Source organism: Ensifer sp. GW821-FHT05G01 (assembly GCF_059419585.1).
This window is the reverse complement of the sequence record NZ_JBWKSC010000002.1, coordinates 435442-458884: the sequence shown is the minus strand read 5'-3', so window position 1 is coordinate 458884 and position 23443 is coordinate 435442. Positions and strand designations below refer to the sequence as shown.

Below are 23443 nucleotides of genomic sequence, written 5' to 3'. Positions count from 1 at the left end.
AGAGGCCACGACGAATCGGGCCAGCGTGACGAGGTCACGCCGGCCCGAGAATGACCGCCGAAAGTGTGCGACAATCCCGAGCGATCAGCTCCGGCGCGCCACCAGGAAGGCCGCGTGATGCTTGGCCAGCAGCGCGATCGCCTCGTCGACAAAGTCCGGGCTGACATCCGGCGAAAACTCGATCCGGGCGCTCTTTTCGTCCCGCTTCAGCTTGGCAAAGGCCCGGCCGTTTTCGTCCTTGAGCACCTCCGGCTTGGCCGGATCCTGCCTGTCGGCGCGCGACAGCCGCGCGAAGACGAGCTGAAAGCGCCGGTCGCTGTCGGCTTCGAGGAACCGCCTCAGGCTTATCTCTTCCTCAGCCTTCTGCCGTGCCGGCTCGCCCTCAAGCAGAGCCCCGATCGCCATCCAGCGCTCGCGGCCGACCTTGGGCGCCGGACCGATCGCCCGGGCGATTGGCAGCGGAACGCTTTCGGCAACCTGGATCAGCCGCGACAGCTCACTCTTCTGGACGGCAAGCGCGTCGCCGATGACCTTGCGGTCGAAACCACGTTCGGAAAGGGCAGACGCGAACAGCGCCCGCTCGATGAACGACAGGTTGCGGCGCTCGGCGTTTTCCTTGCCTTGCGCCAGCACGAGTTCGTCATCCGTCAAGGGTCGAACGATGGCCTTGACCTTGATGCCGAGGCTGCGGACGGCGTTCAGCCGGCGGTGGCCATAGGCGGTTTGATAGCGGCCGTGTTTTTCGGGATGCGGGCGCACCAGGATCGGCGACTGCTGGCCGTTCTCGCGAATGCTGTCGCCGAGAGCCAGGAAATCCGGATCGTCCAGTTCGCCGTCGGTCAGGCGGTCGCCGACGAAGGAGGCGTCGACCAGATCGGGATCGAGCTCCACGACCCGTTCGCCCTGATGCAGCGCCTCGCGCAGCGACCGGGCCTCCTCGGCCTCACGCGTGATGCTGCCAAGCGAAAGCCCCATGGCCTTGATGGCGCCCGATGCCGCCCGAGGAGTTTCGGCAGGCGGAGATACGGCTTTCGGGCCTGCCGCCTCGGCCGGCGCGGCCAAATTCTGCTCGGCTGTAGGCGCGGCCGGGGCTACGTTTCCGGAAAAAAGGGCACGCAGTTCGTTCTTGCGGTTGCCAGCCATGTCTCTTAGCGCCCCCAGGCCGCATGAATGAGAGCTTCGATCTCGCCGTTGACGGCATTCAAGGATTCGATTGCGCGGTCGTAGGTGGCGCGCGTGAAATTTTCCCGGCCCACTTCGTAGAGCGTCTGTTTGGTGAGGCCCGCGTCGGAGACGGCAGTCGACTTGACCATCGCCGAAGTCAGGACGCGGTCGCCAAACAGCGAGCGCATGAAACCGACGATCTGCGCCTGCGGACCATCGTTCGGCTCGAAGCGGGTGACGAGATAGCGCAGGAAGTCGAAATTGAGTTCGCCGCCCGCCTCGCGCACGACGCTGAGCAAATCCGAGGTCATGTAGAGGAACTGGTTCATCGACGCGACGTCGAGCATCTGCGGATGCACGGTGACCAGCACCGATGTCGAGGCGCAAAGCGCCGACAGCGTGAGATAGCCGAGCTGCGGCGGGCAGTCGATGACGACGACGTCGTAATCGTCGGCAACGCTTGCCAGTGCCGCCTGAACCCGCGCGAAGAACAACGGGCCGGCCTCCGAGCCATTGTGGCGGGCGCTGAGCGCCTGCGGTGTCGTATGCTCGAATTCCTGCAGTTCCAGATTGCCGGGCACCAGATCGAGCCCGTCGAAATAGGTCGGGCGGATGATGTCCTTCAGCGGCCGTGCTTCGGCGTCGTAGCGGATTGCGCCATAGAGCGTGTCGTTGCCGGTGAGGTCCAGTTCCGGCTGGTAGCCGAACAGGGCCGAAAGCGACGCCTGCGGGTCGAGGTCGACGGCCAGAACCCGGTGGCCGGTCATGGCGAGATATTGCGCGATATGGACCGACGAGGTGGTCTTGCCGGAGCCGCCCTTGAAGTTGGTGACGGAAATGACCTGCAAGTGTTCACCGCGCTCGCGGTCGCGCCATTTCAGGTAGCTGCGCGCTTTGGTGGCATTGCCCTTGGCAAGCGCCTGCTCGGCGAGGTGGCGGCGGAGCGCGTTGATATCGGAGAGCGAATAGGAACGACGGCCGCCGGTGCCGGTATCGGGCTGCGGCCCCTCGCCTGCGAGCGACAGTTGTCGCAGGTAGCCGTCGGAGACGCCGATCAGCTTGGCGGCCTCGCCGGAGGTGAAGCTGCGAAGGGTCTTCATCGCGGTTGGCGGGAACAGCCGCTCCCGCATCGCCTTCAGCTGTTCGGAAAGGGCACGGGCATCAGCGGCGATTGCTTCATCCGCCGGCTGCCTGGCATGGGAAAGATCCGTCTCGGGTCGCGCTTGTGTTACCGTCATATCCATTCCCGCCGTGCTCCTTGCGTGCCTTCTCGCGTGGTCACGCCGGGAGGCACTAACAGAGATTTAATTCAGATACGCCTAAATGGCACATATTCACAAATTTCCGTAACAGTGATGCCGGAGACAATGATTCGCGTCAAGGCGTCGGGCCGAATTCGAACGTCCCGGCGCACACAATCCTCTGTTGTTACGAGGCGAAGGATACAGAAAAGCCGCCTGCCCGAGGGCGGCGGCTTCATTGGAACATCGTGTGATGGCAATATTGTCAGATGATCAGAGCTTGGGACCGATATGATCCGGGATCGGGCACTGGTAGGGGGTGCCCTCGGTCTTTTCGCGCCACTCGGCCTTCGCGCGTGCCAGCAGGTCCGGATCGAGGATGAGATCAAGACCGGTCGTTGCCAGGGACTTGGCGGCATGCGCGAAAGCCTTGTGCGCCGCCGGGCTCTTGCCTTGCGCCACCACCTGCCAGGTGTGCGGGGCCGTGCCGATCGCCCAGGCAGGTGCCCAGCATTGCGCCGTCGGCGTCACCCAACTGACGTCGCCGACATCGGTCGAACCGGCGCGAAAATGAGACTGGCCCTCGAAATCGCGAAGACCGAGATGGAGACCACTTGATCCATCCATGCGGCTGTTGGCAAAGACGTCGCCTTTGATCTGGTAAAGCCGGATGCTGCTGGCGATCGCCTCCGGCGTCATCGTCTTCTGGATCTCGCGGGCAAACTCGACGTCGCCCTGGTCGAAGGGAACCGGGCCGAGTGCCACCATGTTCTGATGGATAGCCGTTTCCAGCGTGATGTTCGGCAACAGATTGGTGGCGGCGCGATCGAAGACGATCTCGACCTCCGTCTCCGTCATCATCGCAGCGCCCCTGGCGACCTTGTCGATGCGGGTCGCCAGCGAAAGCGCCTCGGGCATTTGCGGTGCACGCACGAGGTAGAGCGCTTCGGCGCGCGCCTGGACGACATTGGCCGCCGTGCCGCCGGCATCGGTGATCGCATAATGCACACGGCAATCCTGCGGCATGTGCTCGCGCAGGAAGTTGACGCCGATGTTCATCAGTTCCAGCGCGTCGAGGGCGCTGCGCCCGAGATGGGCGCCGTTCGAGGCATGTGCCGCGACCCCCTTGAAACGATAGTAGATTTCGAGGACGGCGAGATTGTTGGTCGAGCGCACGCCGTTAAAGGGCGCCGGATGCCAGGTGAGCGCGGTATCGACATCGGCAAAGGCGCCGGCACGCGCCATGAAGGTCTTGCCGGAGCCGCCTTCTTCGCCAGGGCAGCCGTAGTAACGGACCGTCCCCGGCAGATTGTTTTCGCGCAGATAGCGGGCCAACGCCACGGCGGCGAGTAGCGACCCTGTGCCCAGCAGATTATGGCCGCAGCCGTGGCCGGTGCCGCCGTGCGAGAGCGGCTTTTCCTCGGCAATACCGGCGATCTGGCTCAGGCCAGCCAGCGCGTCGAACTCGCCGAGAAGGGCAATCACTGGTCCGCCTTCGCCAGCCTCTCCGGTAAAGGCCGTCTCGATATCGGCCGTTCCCCGCGTGATGCGAAACCCGTGCTTCTCCAGCATGGCGATCTGCGTTGCCGCCGATTTGTGCTCGCGAAAGCTCAGTTCGGCGTAGTCCCAGATCGCATCGCTCATCGCTGCGAATTCGGGCTTCAACTGCTCGACGATATCGGAAAGAGCGGCGACGACGGATGGCTGGGGCATAGGCATTCCTCTTGCGGGCGACAGGGCGCCGGCCGCATTGGCATTTCTATCTTGAGGTGGAAGGTGGCGGCACGGATGCCGCCACTGAGAACAGGATCGGATCAGGCGCCGATTTAGAGCGTTTGCGATTTGGAGAAACGCTCTAAGTCTCTGTCTTTACGCATTTCCTGACGGAAAACCGCTCCGCACTTTTCCTGGAAATGCTCTAGTCGTCGAGCGTGACTTCCCAGAGCCGTGTGTTCGACTGCCAGACGGGCTCGCCGTGCAGCTTCTTCGTCGCGCCCCAGATATCGACCATGTCGTACATGAAGATCCCGGGGACTTCCTCGAGCATCAGCTTGTGGAACTCGTCGAAGATCGCCTGGCGCTTGGCCTGATCGGCCTCGACATAGGCCGCCTTCATCAGCTCGATCGCCTTCGGATTATCCCACATCAACGAGGCGTTCTTGTCCTTGTTGCCGACGTAGAAGGAATACATCAGCGCTGGGTCGAGACGCGGCGCGACCGACTGCGAGATGACCTGGTAGTTGCCCGAGCGGCGACGGTCGACCTGCGTCGCATAGTCGAGCACTTCGATCTGCACGTTGAGACCGACCTGCTGCATCATCGCCTGGGCGACGACCGCCGCCGGGAAGCTCGGCACGTTGCCGCGCTTGTTGGCAATGATGGTGATCGGCTCGCCATTGTAGCCGGCATCCGCCAGATCCTTCTTGGCCTTTTCCAGGTCCATCGGGGTCTTGGTCTTCTGCACATCCGAATAGAAGATTGAGTCCGCCGAAACCATCGAGCCATTGGTCTCACCAGTGCCGTTCGACACCGCTGCAACCAACTGGTCGAGGTCGAGAGCTTCGGCCATGGCCCGGCGCACGGCGACATTGCTCAGCACCTTGTCGCGGGTCTGGAAATACAGGAGGTTCTTGCCGTTGTTGCGCTTGACGATGAGCTGCATCGTCTCGCTGTCCTTGAACTCCGAGATCAGGTCGGCGGAGACTTCGGCCGTGTCGAGCGCGCCCGAGAGCAGACCGGTCTTCACCGTCGAGGCATCGGGAATGACCATGAACTTGATACCGTCGACCAGCGGCCGCTTGGAGCCGACCATGCCATCCGGCTTGCCGTCATTGGCTGGCGAAACGTAAGCGTCGTTCTTTGCGAGACGGACATATTCGCCCTTCTTCCACTCGGCCCATTTGAACGGTCCGGTGCCAATGGGCGCAACGAACGCGCCGTCGGCGCCGACAGACTCCTTGGCGATGATGCCGGTGTAGCCGCATTCAGGGCGCGCCATCAGGCCGAGAAACACTGCCGAGGGCTTTTCGATCGTCATCGTGACCGTGGACGGATCGACGGCCGTGACCGCCGCAACCTTGATGGTCTTGCTGCCGTCGAAATCGCCGGCGCAAGTCCACTTGGTGTCTGCGGCCATGTAGCGGTTCCAGTTCCAAACGACGTCGTCGGCCGTGACCGCATTACCGTTGTGGAACTTCACGTCGTCGCGCAGCTTGAAGGTGTAGGTAAGGCCATCCGGCGACACCTCGAAGCTCTTGGCGACGAGCGGATTGACTTCGCCGTTCTCGGCGTAGCCGACGAGACCCTCGACGATATGGAAGATCACGGAATCGGTGTTGCCGTCGCGATTGACGCCCGGCACGTTGCTGCGGATATCGGAGCTCTGCGCGACGACGAGGTCACGCGCTTCGGCAAAGCCGACAGCACTCATCAGGATCGTGCCGGCAAGGAAGATGTTTTTCATTGTTCCACTCTTCTCCAGTTGTTTCTTTTTGGTTTGTTACGGTTGATCTCGGCTCAGAACGCGTCCCAGCAGGCCTTGGACAACAGGCCGATGGTTTCGAGCGCGATGGTGTAGCCGGGCGTGCCGTCGGCCATCACATGCGGTACGGCGTCGGTGAAAACGGCGATGGCGTAGAGCGGCCTGTTGTCGCGATAGACGAGGCCCGTATCCATGCGACCGCGCTTGCCGCGGCCGGACTTGCTGGCGGCGACAACCTCGAAAGGCAGGCGCGAGCGGATGCCGTAACGCAGGACCTGGTTCTTCAACGTCTGCAGCGCAAAGCGGCAGAGCTCGACGGATGTGCCCAAACGGGCAGCGGCGGCCTCATCGTTCTCGGCGGCAAGGATCGCCTCGAGCAGCAAGATCTGGTCGCTGGCCGTCGTCGTCGTGACTTCACCCAGCGAATGGTCCTGCTTCAGCCCAAGCGGTGGGATCAGGAAGCGATGGTGGGTACCTGCCATGCCGATCGCCTTGCAGTAGCTGTCGACCTCTTCCAGCGTCAGCCGCTCCAGCACCATCTTGGTGCAGACGTTGTCGCTCAGAACCATCATGCCGACGATGGCATCGCGCAGTGAAATGACGATACCAGGGGTCATGTAGCGGAACATGCCGCTCGCGACCTCGTGCTTCAGCCGCTCCTCGTAGGTGATGGATGCATCGAGATCGAGCCGACCCTCGTGCGCCGCCTTCAGCGCCGCCATCATGATCGAGGTCTTGCGGGTGCTTGCCGACGGCGTCTCTTCGTTTTCGCCGCGTCCGATCGTCTCGCCGGTCTGCAGATTGCGGACGAGGAAACGGGTGATGAACGGCTGGGCGTCGGCAATCGCATGAAGCTGTTCGGAGATCGTGGCGGTTTTGATCGCGACAGTCATGTCAGGCCTCCAGGCGCCATTTGAGGGTGACGCCACCCGTCTGGTTGAGATCGAGCGCCGGGATCGCCGACAGCAGCTTGCGCGTATAGGCCTCCTGCGGCTGGTCGAAGATCCGGTCGCGATCGCCCTGTTCGACGATGCGGCCGTCCTGCATGACGATCACCCGGTCGGCGACCTGCTCGACGACGCCGAGATCGTGGCTGATGAACAGGCAGGAAAAGCCGTAGCGCTTCTGCAGATCGGAGAAGAGTTCAAGCACCTGCGCCCGCACCGTCACATCAAGAGCCGAGACCGGTTCGTCGGCGATCAGGAACTTCGGCCGGCGGGCAATCGCCCTGGCAATGGCAACGCGCTGGCGCTGGCCGCCGGAAAGCTCATGCGGATAGCGATTGGCGAAATCGCCGCCAAGACCGACCTCGTCGAGTGTTTCGAGCGCCCGTTTGCGCTTGGCCGCCCCGTCCAGGCCGGGCACCAGTCGCAGCGCCTCCTCGACCAGTGCCTGAATGGTCATGCGCGGGTCGAGCGAGGAATAGGGGTCCTGGAACACCATCTGGCAGTTCAGCCGATAGTCACGCCAGTCGGCGCTGCGTTCGCGTCCCTGGAAAAGGATATCGCCTTCGCTCTGCTGGACAAGACCGGCGATGGTGCGCCCAAGCGTCGTCTTGCCCGAACCGGAGCCGCCGACAAGGGCAACGACTTCGCCGACATGAATATCGACGCTGACGCCGTGCAGCGCGCGCTTCGGCGCCTGCTTGCGGAAGAGACCCTTGCGGCCGGGATATTCGACCACGATGTTGCGCGCCGACACCATTGGCGTGCGGGACATATCGAGCTTGCGCGGCGCGGCGCGAAACGGCAGCGAGGATAGCAGCTTGCGGGTGTAGGGATGTTCCGGGGCGCTGAGGATATCCTCAGTCGTACCCTGCTCGACGATGACGCCTTTTTCCATGACGACGAAGCGGTTGGTGTAACGCGCCACCATCGGCAGGTCGTGGCTGATCAGCAGGACGGCCGTGCCTTCCGCCTTGGTCAGTTCTACCATCAGTTCCATGACGTCGCGCTGCACCACGGCGTCGAGCGCGGTCGTCGGCTCGTCGGCGATCAGCAGGGCCGGCTTCAGGAGCATGACGGAGGCCAGCATGATGCGCTGGCGCATGCCGCCGGAAAACTCGTGCGGATAGGCGGCAAGCGCCCGCTCCGGCTCGCGCAGGCCAACGCGCTTGAGCATGTCGAGGATAGCAGCCCGACGTTCGTCGGTGCTCATCTTCGTGTGCAGGATCAGGCCTTCTTCGAGCTGCCTACCGATGGTCATCGACGGGTTGAGCGAAGTCATCGGCTCCTGGAACACGACGCCGATCTCGCCGCCGCGCAAGCGCCGGAGGTCACGATCCTTCAGGGACAGGACATCACGTCCGCGGTAGCTGATCGTGCCGCCGACATGGCGAACGGCCGGCGGGATCAGGCCGATGATGGCCCGGGTTGCGAGCGTCTTGCCGGAACCGGATTCACCGACGATGCCCACGATTTCACCCGCACCGACGTCGAAGCTGACGTTCTTCACCACCTGGTTGCCGTTATGGGCGACGGCCAGCGACAGGTCGCGAACGCTGAGAAGGGAACTGCCGGTCATTTCAGGCCTCGCATGCGGGGGTCGAGCTTGTCGCGGAGCGCGTCGCCGAGAAGGTTGATGCCGAGCAATGTCAGCGCGATGCAGAGGCCGGGGAAGAAACCGAGCCAGACGGCCTGCTCGATGAACGGGCGGCCGGCGGCCAGCATGTTGCCCCAGGTCGGTGCCGGTGGCGGTACGCCGAGGCCGAGGAACGACAGCGCGCTTTCCGACAGGATCGCCCAACCGAACATCGAGGTCGCAAGCACGGTGATCGGTGCCAGGCAATTCGGCAGGATATGGCGCAGCATGGTGTAGATCTCGCCATTGCCCATCACGCGCGAGGCCTCGATGAACTCGCGTTCGCGCAGCGAAAGGACCGCGCCGCGCACGACCCGCGCCATCGACGGCGTATAGGCGATGCCGAGCGCGAAGATGATGCCGTACTGGTTGGCACCGAAGACGGCCAGCAGCCCAAGCGCCAGAAGAATGCCCGGGAAGGCGAGCAGCGCGTTGTTGACGGCCATGATGACGCCATCGACCCAGCCGCGGGCATAGCCGCTGACAAGGCCGATCAGCGTGCCGCAAATGACGGCGAAAGCGACCGTCAGACAGCCGATCCAGACGCTGGCGCGGGCGCCGATCATCAGCCGGCTGGCGACGTCGCGGCCGAACTCGTCGGTGCCGAGCCAATGGGCGGCACCGGGGGCGGCCAGGCGCGAGGTGAAGCCGAGCGCCGAGGGATCGTAGGGCGTCCAGAACACGCCGATCAGTGCGGTGATGACGAGTGCGGCGATGAGGCCGCCGCCGATGACGCCGTTGAACGTGAACTTTCTCATTCTGCCACCACCCGCGGATCGAAGAGAGGATAGAGAAGGTCGACCACCAGGTTGACGACGACATAGGAGAAGGCGACGAGCAGCAGGCAGCCCTGGATCACCGGGTAATCGCGCTGGAAGATGCTGTCGACCATCAGACGACCAAGGCCCGGGATCGTGAAAACCGTCTCGATGACCGCGATGCCGCCGAGCAGATTGCCGAGAATCAGGCCGATCATCGTCCAGGTTGGGCCGAAGGCATTCTTGAAGGCGTGCTTCCAGAGCACGGCACTTTCCGACAGGCCCTTGGCACGGGCGTGAGTGATGTAATCGAGGCGAAGAACTTCGAGCGTCGAGGCGCGCGCCATGCGGATGATCACGCCCATTTCATGGATGACCAGCGTCATGACCGGCAGGACGAGGTAGAGCAGACCCGCCTTCCAGTTTTCCGAGATCGGCACGTAGCCGAGCACCGGCAACCAGCCGAGCTTCAGCCCGAAGGCAAGCAGCAAAAGCAGGCCGAGCCAGAAGGTCGGGATCGACAGGAGCACGGTGGCTGTTCCGACCAGAGCCAGGTCCGTCAGGCTGTTCTGTCGCCAGGCGGCGATGACGCCGGCGGGAACCGCGATCAGGCTCGCCAGCAACACGGCGATGGCGACGATCTCGGCACTGACCATGAAGCGGCTCAGCACCAGGTGCAGGACCGGTTCGTCGGTGACGATCGAGCGGCCGAAGTCGCCGGACAGGATATTGCCGGCCCAGATGACGAACTGCTGGGGAATGCTGCGGTCGAGGCCGAGCACACTGCGCATTTCGGCAATCTGCTGCGGCTCGGCCATATCGCCGAGCATCAGCGCTGCCGGATCGCCGGGAATGAGACGGATAAGCGTGAACACGGCGACCGAGACGATGACGATCGTCGGTATCGCCATCACGAGGCGGTTGAGTATGAACTTGATCATGGGTTCCCCGTACTGAGAACGGCCTGGCGCAACATCGCGATTCGGCCTTCCTGCCGGCTTTTCTTGAAACAACTATGATCGAATGGAAAAAACTGCGCAATATTATGAGGAATCGTCATAGCTCTATGACGAAGGGATGACACCCCGACTGGATGTGCCCTTGACCAATAGCGCCAGGCCCAACTCCATGAGCTGAAGGTGCCTTTAGAAAGTCATTTCACGAGAACCGCATAAAAACAGGCATCTAGCGGATCAGAACCTGCTTGCGAGCAAGCGGGGGTTGGCTGGCGATTTGAGACGTCAGTTTGGGTGTCGTGGTGTGCCCCGGAGGCTGTGGGCTTTGAACCGTAGGCATCAACGTCGCTCGCGGCTGGGCTTCCAGAGTCGAAGGTTGCCGCCGGACCACACATCCCGCCCGTTATGGGTTCGATTCGACGAAGTCTCTTTGAAAGATCGGCTCATCACGACCGCTTTCATGTCTCGAAGGCGGCTTGGGCGACACCCTCGGTGTCGTGGCTTTTGTTACGCTTTGGCAGATCGTTGAGATGCTGGAAACTTGGTTCATCTGTCATTTCCGCCCCCATGGTCTCTCGATCGATACACCTCATCCTCCAATAGGCGATCACCATCAAAGACAACCCTTCATCGCACATGCTCCGGGTATCCCCGGCGGCAATCACGCGCGCGGCAGGCCGCTATGATGGGTAACCAAGCCCTCAAAACCTCGGTTTGGTGGTTTGGTTGAGCGGATTCCCGGCTAGCAGTTCCAGTGCTGAGATCTCTCTCGCTTGCGGTCCAGAACGTTCGCTGAGACCCTTAAAGAAAAGGGCCGATTTGTGGTCGGCCCTCTGAACTCTTTCATATTGTTTTCGTTACCCACTGCCGCCCGGCGGCCTTAAGCAGCTTGTGCTTCCACCCGGGCATAACGCTCTTCAAGGAGTGCAAACAGCCGGTCGTGATCCACCTCCGTCATCACCAGGCAGTTCGGTGCGCGGCCAGCGAGCTCCCGCGGGGTGACGCTGACGACACTCTGTCCGATCGCGAGCGGCGAGTTGCAATCAACCTCGACGAAACCTTCGACGCCGGAAAAGATCTCCGGCTCGATGAGATAGGCAATGACGCAGGGATCGTGCAGGCAAGGATCGCCAGCGCCGTAGGCGGTTAGCATGTCGGCGATGGTGCCGCTGATCTTGCCGAGACGTTTCAGGCGTTCTGTGCGCTCTTTGGTGATGATCGCCTTGTGGGTGACGTCGAGTCCGAACATGACCATTGGGATGCCGGAAGCCACCACCGCCTGCGCCGCATGCGGGTCAAAGTAGAAATTGAACTCCGCACGTTCCTTAATGTTGCCCGGGCAGAAGGCGGCACCGCCCATGAAGACGATGCGCTTGATCATCGGCGCGATGCCGGGATCGATCGAAAGGGCGACGGCGATATTGGTCATGGGGCCGAGCACAGCGAGAGTCACCTCCCCCGGCGCGGCTCGTACCTGATCGATGATGAATTGGACAGCGGTACGTTCGGCGGGTGCCGAAGTCGGCCTCGGCAGGCCAATGTCGCCCAAGCCGTCAGCGCCATGGACGGTAACACCGGCGCGGTCGGGATAAAGCAGCGGTCGGCCGCAGCCTTGGAGGACGCGGATATCCGTCCGGTTAGCGAGTTCGCAGATCAGCCGTGCATTGGCCTCGGTCTTTTCGAGCGGGATGTTACCTGCGACTGCGGTGATGCCGAGTATCTCGACCTCGCTCGACCCGAAGGCGAGCATGAGAGCCGCGGCATCGTCAACGCCAGGATCACAATCAATGATAATACGTTCGGTCATTCAACGATCTTTCGTGTAAGGGATACCACCGGCTTTGGGTGGGATTGCGCGGCCCATGAAACCGGCGAGAAGAACTACGGTGAGCAGGTACGGGAGAGACTGGACGATCTGCGTCGAGAGCGCCGCCCCCAGTCCGAAATCGAACGCTTGGAAGCGGATCGAGAGAGCTTCAAGGAAGCCGAAAAGAAGGCAGGCGAAGAGGACGGGAACAGGACGCCATTTGGCGAAGATCAATGCCGCCAGCGCCATGTATCCCTTGCCAGCAGACATTTCCCGGACGAACCCTGCCGACTGCGCGACCGACAGATAGGCTCCGGCAATACCGCAGAGAACAGCGCCGCAGAGCAATGCCCGATAACGGAGCCAATCGACGGAGATACCGGCGGTATCAACCGCAGCCGGGTTTTCCCCGACGGCGCGCAGGCGCAGTCCGAACCGTGTTTGCTGGAATACCCACCACGTGATCGGCACCGCCGCAAAGGCGACGTAAAGCAGGATGTTGTAGCCGGAAATCAGGTCGGCATAGATCGGTCCGATTACCGGAACCGACCGCATCTCCTCAACGAAGGGAAGCACCACCGTCGGGAAGCGCGCCTCCGGCTGGAGTTGCGGGGTTCTGCCGCCCATTGCGAACCAGCCAACGGCCAGAAGCACCGTGAGACCTGACGATATGAAGTTGATCGCCACCCCGGAAATGATCTGGTTTCCCTGGTGCGTCACGGAGGCGAAGCCGTGGATGAGGCTGAGGAGAACGGCCACAAGTATCGCGAAGAACAATCCGACCCAGGCGGAATCGAACTGATAGGCAGCGGCTGCCGCAGCGAAGGCGGCAAACAGCATCTTGCCCTCTAGGCCGATGTCCCACAGTCCAGACCGTTCGGAAAAGAGACCCGCCAACCCGCAGAGGATGAGCGGTACCGACAAGCGGAGGGTCGAGCTGAGCAGAAGAATGACTGTAGATAGGAACTCTTGCATGGCTCAGACCTCCGGTTTCGAGACGCGGAAGAGATCGACCAGCGAATAGACTGATTTCCGGAACATCAGGCTGAGCGCGCCTGCGAAGAGGATGACCAATCCCTGGATGAGCATAATCAGTTCGCGTGTAATGTTCGGCATCCAGAAGGAGATTTCCGCTCCGCCCTGATAGAGGACGCCAAAGAGAACGGACGCAATTGCGATCCCGACAGGATGGCCACGCCCCATGAGGGCGACCGCAACTCCGACCAGTCCAATACCGGCCGGGAAATCGAGCTGGAGCTTGCCCAGATCACCCATCAGAATGTTGACGCCAGCCAGACCCGCAAGAGCGCCAGAGATCAGCATGCAAACGATGGTGATCTTGACGTAGCTGATCCCGGCATTGCGTGCGGCGGCGGGGTTGGCCCCTGTCGACCTGATTTCGAAACCGAGCTTTGTCTTCCAGATGAGGACCCAGACGAAGACCGCGGCAGCGATGGCGAGGAACAGGCTGACGTTCAGTGGTGCCGTCCCAATGTTGACCGGTAGGATTTCTCCCAGCTTCGGCACGAGACCACCCTTATCGAAAAGGCGGGTCTGCGGGGCCATGCTGCCCGGTTCCTTGATCAGGTTTACCAGCACATAGATCATAATGGACGAGGCAATGAAGTTGAACATGATCGTCGTGATGACGAGATGGCTGCCCCGCTTGGCCTGGAGATAGGCCGGAATGAAAGCCCAGGCTGCGCCAAACAGCATGCCTGCCGCGGCGGCCGGTACCAGCGTGACGTGCCAAGGGACGAAGCGGTCGAGCGACAGGCAGACGAGTGCGATACCAAGGCCGCCGAGATAAGCCTGCCCCTCCGCGCCGATCGTGAACAGACCGGCGTGAGACGCAACTGCCACTGCCAGCCCTGTGAACAGAAAGCTGGTGGCGAAGTAGAGGGTGAAGCCTATTCCCTCGCCTGATCCCAGCGAACCGCTGATCAGATAGCCCACCGCTTCAAGCGGATTCTGACCGACGAAAAGGACCACCAGTCCTGAAATCAGCAGGGCGACGGCAACGTTCATGAGTGGCAGGACCGCGAAATCGACGATCCGCCTTATATTGAGAAAGCTGGCCACCTTAGCCTCTCCCTTGATCTTGTTCCGCAATGCCAGCCATGAGCAGGCCGAGCTCGCGCTCGGATGCGTCCGGGCTCGCCTCCCCCACGATCGCCCCATCGAACATGACGAGGATGCGGTCGGAGAGCGCTCTGATCTCGTCAAGTTCGACCGAGACGAGAAGGATTGCCTTGTTCTGGTCGCGCAGTTCGATCAGCCTTCGATGGATGAATTCAATGGCCCCGATGTCGACGCCGCGCGTTGGCTGGCCGACGAGCAGTACGGCCGGATCGTGTTCGATCTCGCGCGCCAACACGATCTTTTGCTGGTTCCCGCCCGAGAAGAGCGAAGTGCGCAGATCGGCGTTCGGCGGCCGGATGTCGTAGTCGGAAATGTACGCCTGGGCATATTGCTGAAGCTTCGAGCGCTTCAGCATCGGGCTTGTTCCGAATTCCGGACGCCGATGATAACCGAGGCTGGCATTTTCTCGCAGCGGGAACGACAGGATGAGGCCGATTGCGTGCCTGTCTTCAGGCACATGGGCCACGCCCGCCTCTCGACGCTTGAACGGGTCGGCGGCAATCTCCGCGTCGTTCAGAAGAACTGTACCGGATTCCGGAACGCAGTTTCCGGCCAGCGCTTCGAGAAGTTCCGTTTGGCCGTTACCGGCCACACCTGCGATACCAACGATTTCTCCAGCGCGAACAGAGAAAGAAACGTCTTTGACCATACGCACACCGCGCTGGTCGCGAACGTTCAGGCCTCTGATATCGAAAACGACCTCTCCTGGCTTCGATGGTGACTTGTCGACGCGCAACAGAACACGTCGGCCGACCATGAGTTCTGCAAGGCTCTCCTTCGTCATCGAGGAGGTCGGGGCGGTCGCGATCAACTCGCCACGCCGCATGACCGAGACCGTATCTGTCGCGTCCATGATCTCACGCAGCTTGTGGGTGATCAGGATAACGCTCTTACCTTCGTCCCGAAGACGCCGAAGGATGCGGAACAGGTGGTCGGCCTCGCTTGGCGTCAAAACACCGGTCGGCTCATCAAGAATGAGAATTCGCGCCTGGCGATAGAGAGCCTTGAGGATTTCGACGCGCTGCTGAACCCCGACCGGCAGGTTTTCAGTGATTGCCTCGAGGTCGACCTGCAGTTCGTATTCCTTGGCAAGACGTTGCAGTTCGAGACGTGCCTTACGCCGACTGGAGGGAAGGAAAGCCCCCTCTTCTGCACCGAGGATGATGTTTTCCAGAACGGTGAAATTCTCGACCAACTTGAAATGCTGGTGAACCATGCCGATGCCGTGAGCGATCGCTGCGCGACTATCAGGAATTCCGACCTCTCTGCCGTCGACCCGGATAGCGCCGGTGTCGGCTTGATAGAAGCCGTAAAGAATCGACATCAGGGTCGATTTTCCAGCACCGTTCTCACCAACGATGCCGTGAATGCTGCCCACCTTGACTGCGAGGTTCACATCCTTGTTCGCAACAACCGAACCGAAACTCTTGTTGATGCCGGTAAGCTCCAACACGTTCTTCGCGGAGCTGATTTCTGCTTGCATGGCCTCCTCCAGGTAAGGCTCCGATTGGGCGAGCGCTACTGCGCCCGCCCCACGGTCACTTATAGGGGGCACTTGTCGTCCGACATGTAGTCGTGGACTTCGAGAGTACCTGCGGAGATCTCTTGCTTCGCCTTCGCGGCGGCCGCCTCGACTTCCGGGCTGATCAGGCTGCGATTGTTTTCGTCGAGTGCCCAGTCGACGCCATTTTCAGCCAGGCCCAGCGATTGCACGCCGCCGGTGAATCTGCCTTCCTTCGCATCCTTCAAGGCGCTGTAGACGGCAACGTCGACGCGTTTGACCATGGAGGTCAGCATGACGCCCGGATGCATGTAGTTCTGGTTGGAGTCGACACCGATCGCGAACTTGCCGGTGTCAGCTACTTTCTGCAGGACGCCGATGCCCGTGCCGCCAGCCGCGGCGAAGATCACGTCCGCTCCCTGGCCCATCTGGGAGGCAGCAATCTCGCCTCCCTTGACCGGGTCATTGAAGGCGGAATTCGTCGTGCCCGTCATGTTACGTATGATGTTCGTCGCGCCGCCCGCAGCCGCGCCCTGCGCATAACCGCATCCGAACTTGCGGATGATCGGGATATCCATGCCACCGATGAAGCCAACGGCCTTGCTCTTTGACGAAAGCGCGGCAATCAAGCCAACGACGTAGGAGCCCTGCTCTTCCTTGAAGGTCACGGACCGGACATTGGGAAGATCGACCACGTCATCGAGCATAACGAAGTCGATATCGGGGAATTCCTTGGCGACCTTGGCCAGTTGATCCTTGTAACCGAAGTTCGTAACGATCACGGGGCTGAAGCCACGGCTTGCGAAGTTGCGGATGCCCTGCTCCGCCTGGGAGTCAGCCTGTGCCTCAAAATCGCGATACTCAGATCCGGTGTCCGCCTTGAACTTTTCAGCGCCGGTGTAAGCCATTTCGTTGAACGACTTATCGAACTTGCCGCTCGTTCCGTAGACGATCGCCGGATTGAAGTCGGCCGCCGTCGCGCTGGCAGCCATGGCCATCAGTGCAACCGTTGCCATCAGATATTTCCGCATTGTCATTCCCCTCCCTGGATACCGGAACGCCCGCTCCGGCTCGACCGGTTTAATGTCTATACAAATGCCAATCCAAATTTCCGTTGTCAATCATGAATCGGCCATTTTCGCGTTAGTTAAACGTGTACCTAAGCGCAGGTAAACGTGTAACTGTGCAGAAACGGCTTCGTCAAGCGTCATCATAGGGATCGCTAAAAAACGTGATCGAGGACCAAACCCGGCGCAGCTTTGGCCCGTGCGAATGAGTAGCGGATGGGCTTCTTATGCGCTCAATAGGCAGACCGACGCCCCGCCGCCGGTTTCATGCTAGGTCGTGGTGCGACTAACGACCGTCGGGGTAATGGTGACTGCCGTGAGGGTGCGATCGGCGTCATCGAGGAAGTCGATGAGGGCATCGGTCGCGACGCGGCCCGAATGAGCAATGCGCCTGTCAACTGTGGAAAGTGGGTGCTCCAGCAGTGGGGAGAGGTAGATGTTGTCGAAGCCGATGACGGCACAGTCTTCCGGCACGCGCTTGCCGCGCTCCCGCAGGGCCACCATCGCCCCGATCGCCAGCATGTCATTCATGCAGCAGATCGCCGAAAACGACGTGTGATCGAGCAAGTCCAGCGTCGCCTGGTGGCCGAACCGGTGCTGAAACTCCTTGCACCGTATTAGATCCGGATCGAAAGCGATGCCCGCCTCGCTAAGGGCATCCTTGTATCCCGAAAGACGGATCTGGGTGTTCGACCGATGCGGCGCGCCACTTAGGAACGCGATACGGGTATGTCCCTTTTCAATGAGATGCCTCGTCGCCTGATATGCGCCGCTTCGATAATCCGTATCGACGATACCGACGAGTTGCGCCAGGGGACCGATCTCCCGGTCCATACACACGACGGGAATACGCAAGGCGTCGAGAAGCTCCGTGTCGGGAACGACGTCGCTGGCTGCGAGCAGTATCCCGTCCACGCGATGACCGCCGAAGGAGGTCAGATGCGCCGTCTCAATCTCGGCTATCCCCTCAGAGTTGCAGACGAGCGTCGTATAGCCGCGCAGACGGGCGGCATCGTCGCAAGACCTCACCAATTCAGTGAAATAAGGATTGAGGATATCGGGCACGATAATGCCGATGACATGGGACTTCCGCGTGACGAGCGAGCGCGCCAGGGAGTTCGGCGTGTAGTTCAGTTCACGTGCGAGCGACAGAACCTTCTGGCGCGTCTCATCGCCGATCACCGAATCCTTTCGATTCAGGACCTTCGAAACCGTAGCAGTGGAGACCCCGGCTCTCCTCGCTATGTCCTTAATTGTGGCTGCCACGCGTTCTCACCGCCTAATGCCGATGCTGCTACCGACACATTTATTCTTCCTCGTCTAGCGTGCAAACAGCGTGAATGTCCACCTGCCTGTCGACCGCAAATTAGGAGCTGCGGCACCGATCGATGCCCAATGAGCTACTTTCAGCGCCCTTTTTGTAAGCTGCACTGGGAAGCCACGTCGGTGCCCGCCACTGCTGAAAATGGGTCTTCGTGCGCGTTAAAACTGACAACCGTCAGTTCTGGGAGTAGACACAGGGACCTTCGAACCTCATTTTCCGCCCCCGCTCGCGACTTTGCACCGAAGGAGACCATCATGCCTAATCCCAAGGCCCCAAACGAAATCGACGTGACCGTCGGCCGCAACGTCCGGCAGATCCGAAACATGCTCGGCATGTCGCAGGAAACGCTGGGCGAGAAGCTCGGGCTGACATTTCAGCAGGTTCAGAAATACGAGAAGGGCATCAACCGAATCTCGGCAAGCAAGCTGGTCGCCATGTCCCAGGCGCTCGATTGTAGCATTGCACAGCTCTTCGCTGACGTGGATGCGAGCACCAACACAGTACCCGTTCCGACGGTCAGCGTAGCGGCTCTCAAGTTGGCGGGCCAGTTCGACAAGATCGCTTCTGCCTCCCAGCGTGACGCCGTAGCCAAGCTGGTCACATCACTGGCACGTCTCGACGCAACGCAATCCCCGCTAACAGACGAATGATAGCCACCACCCCGTCGGTTATCTGAGGCGACGAAGCCTCCGAGATCGTTGTGTCGTCGGCAGTTCGCCTGAAGGCGCAAGGGACAGGAATGGCAATCCACTAAGATTTGCCGGTAGCTCACTAGAGAATTCCACTAACACTAGTGACGATCGCTAGGGAGTTCCGCTGGACTACCCAACCGTTGAAGCGCCAGAATGTCGTGCCCATCGAGGGTCGTGCTCTGGCCATCATGAGCCCTGGACGGAAATCCCGCGCGGCTCAACGTGGAGGCCGCTGTCTCCGTATTTGTGTCCTACTCTCGAATTGCTCACCAACGGTGCTGGAATGCCGGAGCGCCGATCCAGCCCCTGATGGAGGCAGCGGGTCAAACCGGTGTTCGTATGAGGCGCGCGAATTGGGAACGCCGCAACTGCTAACGTGCACCCCCCCTCACAAACTAAATCGTAACAAGAACTACTCTAACTACGGAGCCTAGGGGGACTAAAATGGCGAATCAGATGTGGAAGACAGTTGCGGAGCTCTTAGATGGGGAATGTTTCGCGTGAGATAAAGATGGTTCTTGGCGGTCTCATAGCGATCGAACACTACCCGTCTCCGCCCACTGCAGATGTTTCCAGCTATCTCGAAGAAGTTCTCCGTCTTGGTCAACATTCGAGGGCCTCTACCACCAATCACGTCACCTTTAGCATCCTAGCCGAAATGGTTGGCCGGACTACGCTGCTCGGAGCGTTGCGGCCGAAGTCAATGCAACGAAGGCCGTTGGCTCTTTCGCCGGGTCTCGCGGCCAGCTTCGACGATGCATTTTCCATCCGAAGGCGAACGGGGGGAAAAGATGAGTTCATTGGCGCTCGTCACGTCCTTGTCGCGATTGCTACTGCTCGGCATCCCGCCATCACCCGAGAGGTTGGGATGGCAATGGGGTCGATTGGCTCCGTCGACGTTGCGCCGTTGGTTATGGCCTACGCCAGAATAGTTCTTGCAGCACCTGAAGCGAACGAAAGCCTGCCTGCGTGGGCACAAATATTCAGGGAGCGGGGCTTCCAAGCGGCCGCATCGTTGCTCTCCATCCAGGCGTCCGGCAACCTCGTGGGACTAGTGCCGCGTTCGGATGGTGCTGCCGGGTCGCCGCCGCCTGATGACGCGACAGCCACGCAAAACTTGACCCAAGGTCAAACCGTCGGGGTAGCCCTCTTCGAGCATCAACCCGACGCTATTCCACCGACCATCGCAGCGACCGGCTCGAGCGCAGCGGTTCTCGCATTTGTCAAATGTGCCGGAAGCAGGCGAGCACGGGTCAACACACCGCGACGGGGGATGGGGAGGCGCAGACGGCGGGGCGCCATGCCCTGCCGAAACGCCCGTCGACCTGCAAGGCCCTTTGCTGCGCGCCTCGGTCACCAGCGCATATTGAATCCGATCTTGAGGTTGGGAAAAAGGTGGCCGCCGCGTGGACGCGTGGCGCTGACGGCCGACACGATAGCGAAGGTGAGCAAGACCAGCACCATGCCGGTCGCCACAAGGCGCATGGCAATGGCAACCGGTTGCCGCTTCTTCTGCGTTGCCTGCACCTTCATCCGCGACCCTATCCTTCGGTGTCACCTTCATGCGCAGCCAGACGAAATCTCTGGCGTCACCGTCCGCTGGACGCAGAGCGCCAAGAGCGTCGGTCAGCATCGACGAGGGGGCCTGCAAACTCGGTTGGCCCCGCTAGGCGCTTGGCTGTTCAAGCCGCCTCGAGAATCATGCTTAAGGTATGACGCAACGTCCGGCTCAAGCGATATTTTGCGCTGTCGCGCATTGGCGCATGGCCAACGTCAGCGCCGTGCCGGGACGCTGAACAGGGCACACTTATTCTGGGTACCGATCGCCAATATCCGGAAGTTTGCGCCCGCGGGCAATCAAAGCAGATGAAGGTGTTCGGCAAGCTCACGGGCAGCCGCGCCGCCTGCCCGGTTTGCACCGATGGTGGACGCAGACGGGCCATAGCCGACAAGATGAATTCTCGGGTCCTTCGCCACCTGTGTCGCAAGCCGGCCGGTCATCAGGATGCCGCCATCGGCATTGCGCAGTTGAAGCGGTGCCAGGTGATCGAGCGCGCTTCGAAAGCCGGTGCTCCAAAGAATGACGTCGAAGGCCTGCTCGCGGCCGTCCGGCCAGCGCACACCATGCCCGGTTAGCTCGGCAAACATCGGCTGACGATCAAGCGCACCGCGTGCGCGGGCGGCCAGGATCGCCGGCGTCACCGGAATACCGGTGACGGAAACGACCGAGCCCGGTGGCAGACCGCGGCGGACACGGTCCTCGACCATGGCGACAGCCGCGCGCCCGACCTCGGGCGTGAAAGGTGCGTCACGGAAGGCCGGTTCCTCGCGCGTGACCCATGTGGTCGACGTCACCTGCGATATTTCATCCAAAAGCTGGATCGCCGAGATGCCGCCGCCGACGACCAGCACGCGCTGGCCGGCAAACGCATCGGCAGTCTGATAGTCCTTCGTGTGCAGTTGTCGACCCTTGAACAAATCCGATCCCGGATAGCGCGGAATGTAGGGGGATTCCCAGGTTCCGGTGGCGTTGATGATGCCGCGTGCGGCATAGACGCCGGCGTCGGTCTCGACCCTGAAACGTTCGCCCCTGTCGCAAACGACCTTGACGGCGACCGGCCGGCGGACCGGAAGGTCGAATGCCTTCTCGTAGGCGCCGTAATACTGCGGAACCGCAACGGCGGCGTGAACCTCACCCTTGCTGGTGTCGACAGCATCGGCAAACTTCATGCCGGGCAGATCGTGAATACCGTTGACGGTGCTGAGCGTCAGCGACGGCCAGCGGAACTGCCAGGCGCCGCCCGGCTGCGGCGATCGGTCGACCACGACGTATTGCATCTGCGGTGACAGCCCGAGCCGGCTCAAATGGTAGGCCGAAGACAGGCCCGCCTGACCGGCGCCAATGACGACGATGTCGATCTTGCGGGCGACGCTGGCATGCGCCTCTGCCTCGTCGGTCGGCGCAACGGTATCTTGGATATCTGTCATCGCGCAGTCAGGCCCGAGAACCGACCAACCCTTGAAAAACCATTCACAGCAATCGCCTTCAGCCGATCGCCGCCGCAAAGATCGCGGCTAGTTGTTCGATGCCGGCCTGGTCGTCCCGGTCGAAGCGCGCAGGCTCTGGGCTGTCGAGGTCGATTACGCCGATCACCCGGCCATCGCGCCTGACAGGAACCACGAGTTCGGAGCGCGATGCCGCATCGCAGGCGATATGGCCCGGGAATGCGTGCACGTCTTCCACGAGGATCGATCGCCCTTCCTTCACCGCCGTGCCGCAGACGCCGCGGCCGACGGGAATGCGCACGCAGGCGGGCTTGCCCTGGAACGGCCCGAGGACCAGTTCGTCATCGGTGTCGAGGAAGTAGAAGCCGGCCCAATTGAGATCGGGCATCGTCTGGAACATCAGCGCCGAGGTGTTGGCGGCGTTGGCGATCATGTTGGGCTCACCGTGCAGCAGGGCTTCGAGTTGCTGCGCCAGTTCCCGGTAGAATTCGCTCTTGTTGCCTGTGTCGATTACGGCAGCCTGGAACATGATCTATCACTCTCTCAAAGCATGGACCGGCAATGTAGTGTCGCAAGCAAGGTTTGCCAATTGCGGCGCATGCGCGCCGCCGACCTCGCATGCACCTACGGCTCCTGCGAAGCGGCAATTTGCCTTTTCAGGCAATCGATCATCGCCTGCGCCGCAATCGACAGCGGCACGCCGGCGGCGGTCGCGACGCCGAAATCCTGCGTCAGGTGCGGCGAAAAGCTTCTGATCTCGATCGGCAGGTGCCGATGCAGGTTGGCGAAAAAGCTGCTGATGATTGCCACCCCGAGATCGTGGGCGGCATAGGCGCAGGCCGAGCTGTTGCTGTGCGTCTCGATCCTGACCTTCTGCGGCACGCCGGCCTTTCGAAAGATTTCGTCGAGCATGACCCGGGTCGGCCGGCGACGACCGATCAAGATCAGCGGGATACCCCTCAGCTCCTTCGGGGTGACATGGTCGAGTGCCGTCAGCGGATGGTTCTTCGCCATGACGCAGACGCTGACGCCGCCCGCCACCGGCTGCATTTCGAGGCTGGCGCTCAATTGCCCCTCGTAGCGCAGGAAGCCGAAATCGATGACGCGCTGCTCCACCAGGCGGGCAATTGCCACCGTCGTATCGAAGAAGGTTTCGACGCGAACACCCGGAAAGTCCTTGGCGTAGTCGGCCAACATTGCGGGGGCGAAGCTTTCCGACATGCTGTTCGGCAGGCCAATGCGCACGACCTCGGGGCCGACGGCGCCGCTGCGAAGATCCTGGGCGAGATTGGTGAAACGATCGATCCCGAGCAGGATGTGCTCAGCATCCTCAGACAGCTTCAGCGCCTCCGGCGTCGGGATCAGCCGGCCCTTGTCGCGCGCAAACAAGGTCAGCGAAAGATCCTCCTCCAATTGCTGAAGCAGGCGGCTGACACCGGACTGGCTGAGCCCCATGGTCTTTGCCGCCGCAATCGTGGAACCGGTGGCAAGCAACGTGCGCAGCACTTCCAATTGTCGAAAATTCATGCCGACCCCACCATCCCCGTTGCCGTCTTCGCTTTTGTGTTTACGAAAAGGCGGAGAAACTAGGAAGCGGGATTCGGCGGCATTGGCTTGCCGGCGGACCGCGGCGGCGCGCCGAGATGCCACCGAGCGGGTCTGCTGTTCTGTCGAGGGGGATAAGGATCGATACGAATGCCGAAGAGCGCTGCCGCTCTCCGGCC

General features: G+C 61.4%; 19 protein-coding genes. 1 reads left to right on the top strand and 18 read right to left on the bottom strand.

The window, feature by feature from the left end:
• Positions 1-84: 84 nt before the first annotated feature.
• The 14 genes from repB to AC07UR_RS07805 all read right to left on the bottom strand — a co-directional run bounded on the left by repB (position 85) and on the right by AC07UR_RS07805 (position 17963).
• Positions 85-1143 (bottom strand): plasmid partitioning protein RepB, encoded by a 1059-nt coding sequence (repB, locus tag AC07UR_RS07870; protein ID WP_209789551.1) that lies wholly within the window; start codon positions 1141-1143, stop codon positions 85-87.
• A gap of 5 nt (positions 1144-1148) precedes the next feature.
• Positions 1149-2402, bottom strand: coding sequence for a plasmid partitioning protein RepA (gene repA, locus AC07UR_RS07865; RefSeq protein WP_209789550.1), 1254 nt, complete (start codon positions 2400-2402; stop codon positions 1149-1151).
• Positions 2403-2678: 276 nt separating this feature from the next.
• Positions 2679-4118 carry a M20 family metallopeptidase gene (locus AC07UR_RS07860; protein WP_209789549.1) on the bottom strand — a complete coding sequence of 480 codons (1440 nt, stop codon included), beginning with the start codon at positions 4116-4118 and terminating at the stop codon, positions 2679-2681.
• 205 nt (positions 4119-4323) lie between these two features.
• Entirely contained in the window at positions 4324-5868 is a 1545-nt protein-coding gene (locus tag AC07UR_RS07855) for an ABC transporter substrate-binding protein (RefSeq protein WP_209789548.1), read from the bottom strand.
• Positions 5869-5921: 53 nt separating this feature from the next.
• Positions 5922-6779: a serine hydrolase gene (locus AC07UR_RS07850; RefSeq protein ID WP_209789547.1), complete on the bottom strand. Its 858-nt coding sequence runs from the start codon at positions 6777-6779 to the stop codon at positions 5922-5924.
• Between the two features lies 1 nt (position 6780).
• Positions 6781-8409, bottom strand: a complete 1629-nt coding sequence (locus AC07UR_RS07845) for an ABC transporter ATP-binding protein (RefSeq protein WP_209789546.1) — start codon at positions 8407-8409, stop codon at positions 6781-6783.
• On the bottom strand, positions 8406-9224 hold the full coding sequence (locus AC07UR_RS07840) for an ABC transporter permease (protein ID WP_209789545.1): 819 nt from the start codon (positions 9222-9224) through the stop codon (positions 8406-8408). Before AC07UR_RS07840 ends, AC07UR_RS07845 begins: the two co-directional genes overlap by 4 nt.
• Positions 9221-10165 carry an ABC transporter permease gene (locus AC07UR_RS07835; RefSeq protein ID WP_209789544.1) on the bottom strand — a complete coding sequence of 315 codons (945 nt, stop codon included), beginning with the start codon at positions 10163-10165 and terminating at the stop codon, positions 9221-9223. The genes AC07UR_RS07840 and AC07UR_RS07835 overlap by 4 nt, the downstream gene beginning before the upstream one ends.
• Positions 10166-11060: 895 nt before the next feature.
• Positions 11061-11987: a nucleoside hydrolase gene (locus AC07UR_RS07830; protein ID WP_209789543.1), complete on the bottom strand. Its 927-nt coding sequence runs from the start codon at positions 11985-11987 to the stop codon at positions 11061-11063.
• Entirely contained in the window at positions 11988-12962 is a 975-nt protein-coding gene (locus AC07UR_RS07825) for an ABC transporter permease (RefSeq protein WP_173421793.1), read from the bottom strand.
• Positions 12963-12965: 3 nt separating this feature from the next.
• Positions 12966-14015 (bottom strand): ABC transporter permease, encoded by a 1050-nt coding sequence (locus tag AC07UR_RS07820; protein ID WP_234941743.1) that lies wholly within the window; start codon positions 14013-14015, stop codon positions 12966-12968.
• Positions 14016-14070: 55 nt separating this feature from the next.
• A complete protein-coding gene (locus AC07UR_RS07815; protein WP_209789541.1) occupies positions 14071-15612 on the bottom strand; it encodes an ABC transporter ATP-binding protein in 1542 nt (513 codons plus the stop codon).
• 59 nt (positions 15613-15671) lie between these two features.
• A complete protein-coding gene (locus AC07UR_RS07810; protein ID WP_209789540.1) occupies positions 15672-16661 on the bottom strand; it encodes a BMP family lipoprotein in 990 nt (329 codons plus the stop codon).
• Positions 16662-16967: 306 nt separating this feature from the next.
• Entirely contained in the window at positions 16968-17963 is a 996-nt protein-coding gene (locus AC07UR_RS07805; protein WP_173421789.1) for a LacI family DNA-binding transcriptional regulator, read from the bottom strand.
• Positions 17964-18275: 312 nt separating this feature from the next.
• Here AC07UR_RS07805 and AC07UR_RS07800 point away from each other — a divergent pair, with 312 nt between their 5' ends.
• On the top strand, positions 18276-18671 hold the full coding sequence (locus AC07UR_RS07800) for a helix-turn-helix domain-containing protein (protein WP_173421788.1): 396 nt from the start codon (positions 18276-18278) through the stop codon (positions 18669-18671).
• Positions 18672-20066: 1395 nt separating this feature from the next.
• Here AC07UR_RS07800 and AC07UR_RS07795 read toward each other — a convergent pair.
• From AC07UR_RS07795 to AC07UR_RS07780, 4 genes are all read right to left on the bottom strand, one after another.
• Positions 20067-20246 (bottom strand): hypothetical protein, encoded by a 180-nt coding sequence (locus AC07UR_RS07795; protein ID WP_173421787.1) that lies wholly within the window; start codon positions 20244-20246, stop codon positions 20067-20069.
• Between the two features lie 324 nt (positions 20247-20570).
• Complete coding sequence (locus tag AC07UR_RS07790) at positions 20571-21701, bottom strand: FAD-dependent oxidoreductase (RefSeq protein ID WP_209789539.1); 1131 nt, start codon at positions 21699-21701, stop codon at positions 20571-20573.
• Positions 21702-21759: 58 nt separating this feature from the next.
• A complete protein-coding gene (locus tag AC07UR_RS07785; RefSeq protein WP_209789538.1) occupies positions 21760-22248 on the bottom strand; it encodes a GAF domain-containing protein in 489 nt (162 codons plus the stop codon).
• A gap of 95 nt (positions 22249-22343) precedes the next feature.
• Positions 22344-23246 carry a LysR family transcriptional regulator gene (locus AC07UR_RS07780; protein ID WP_173421784.1) on the bottom strand — a complete coding sequence of 301 codons (903 nt, stop codon included), beginning with the start codon at positions 23244-23246 and terminating at the stop codon, positions 22344-22346.
• Positions 23247-23443 lie beyond the last annotated feature (197 nt).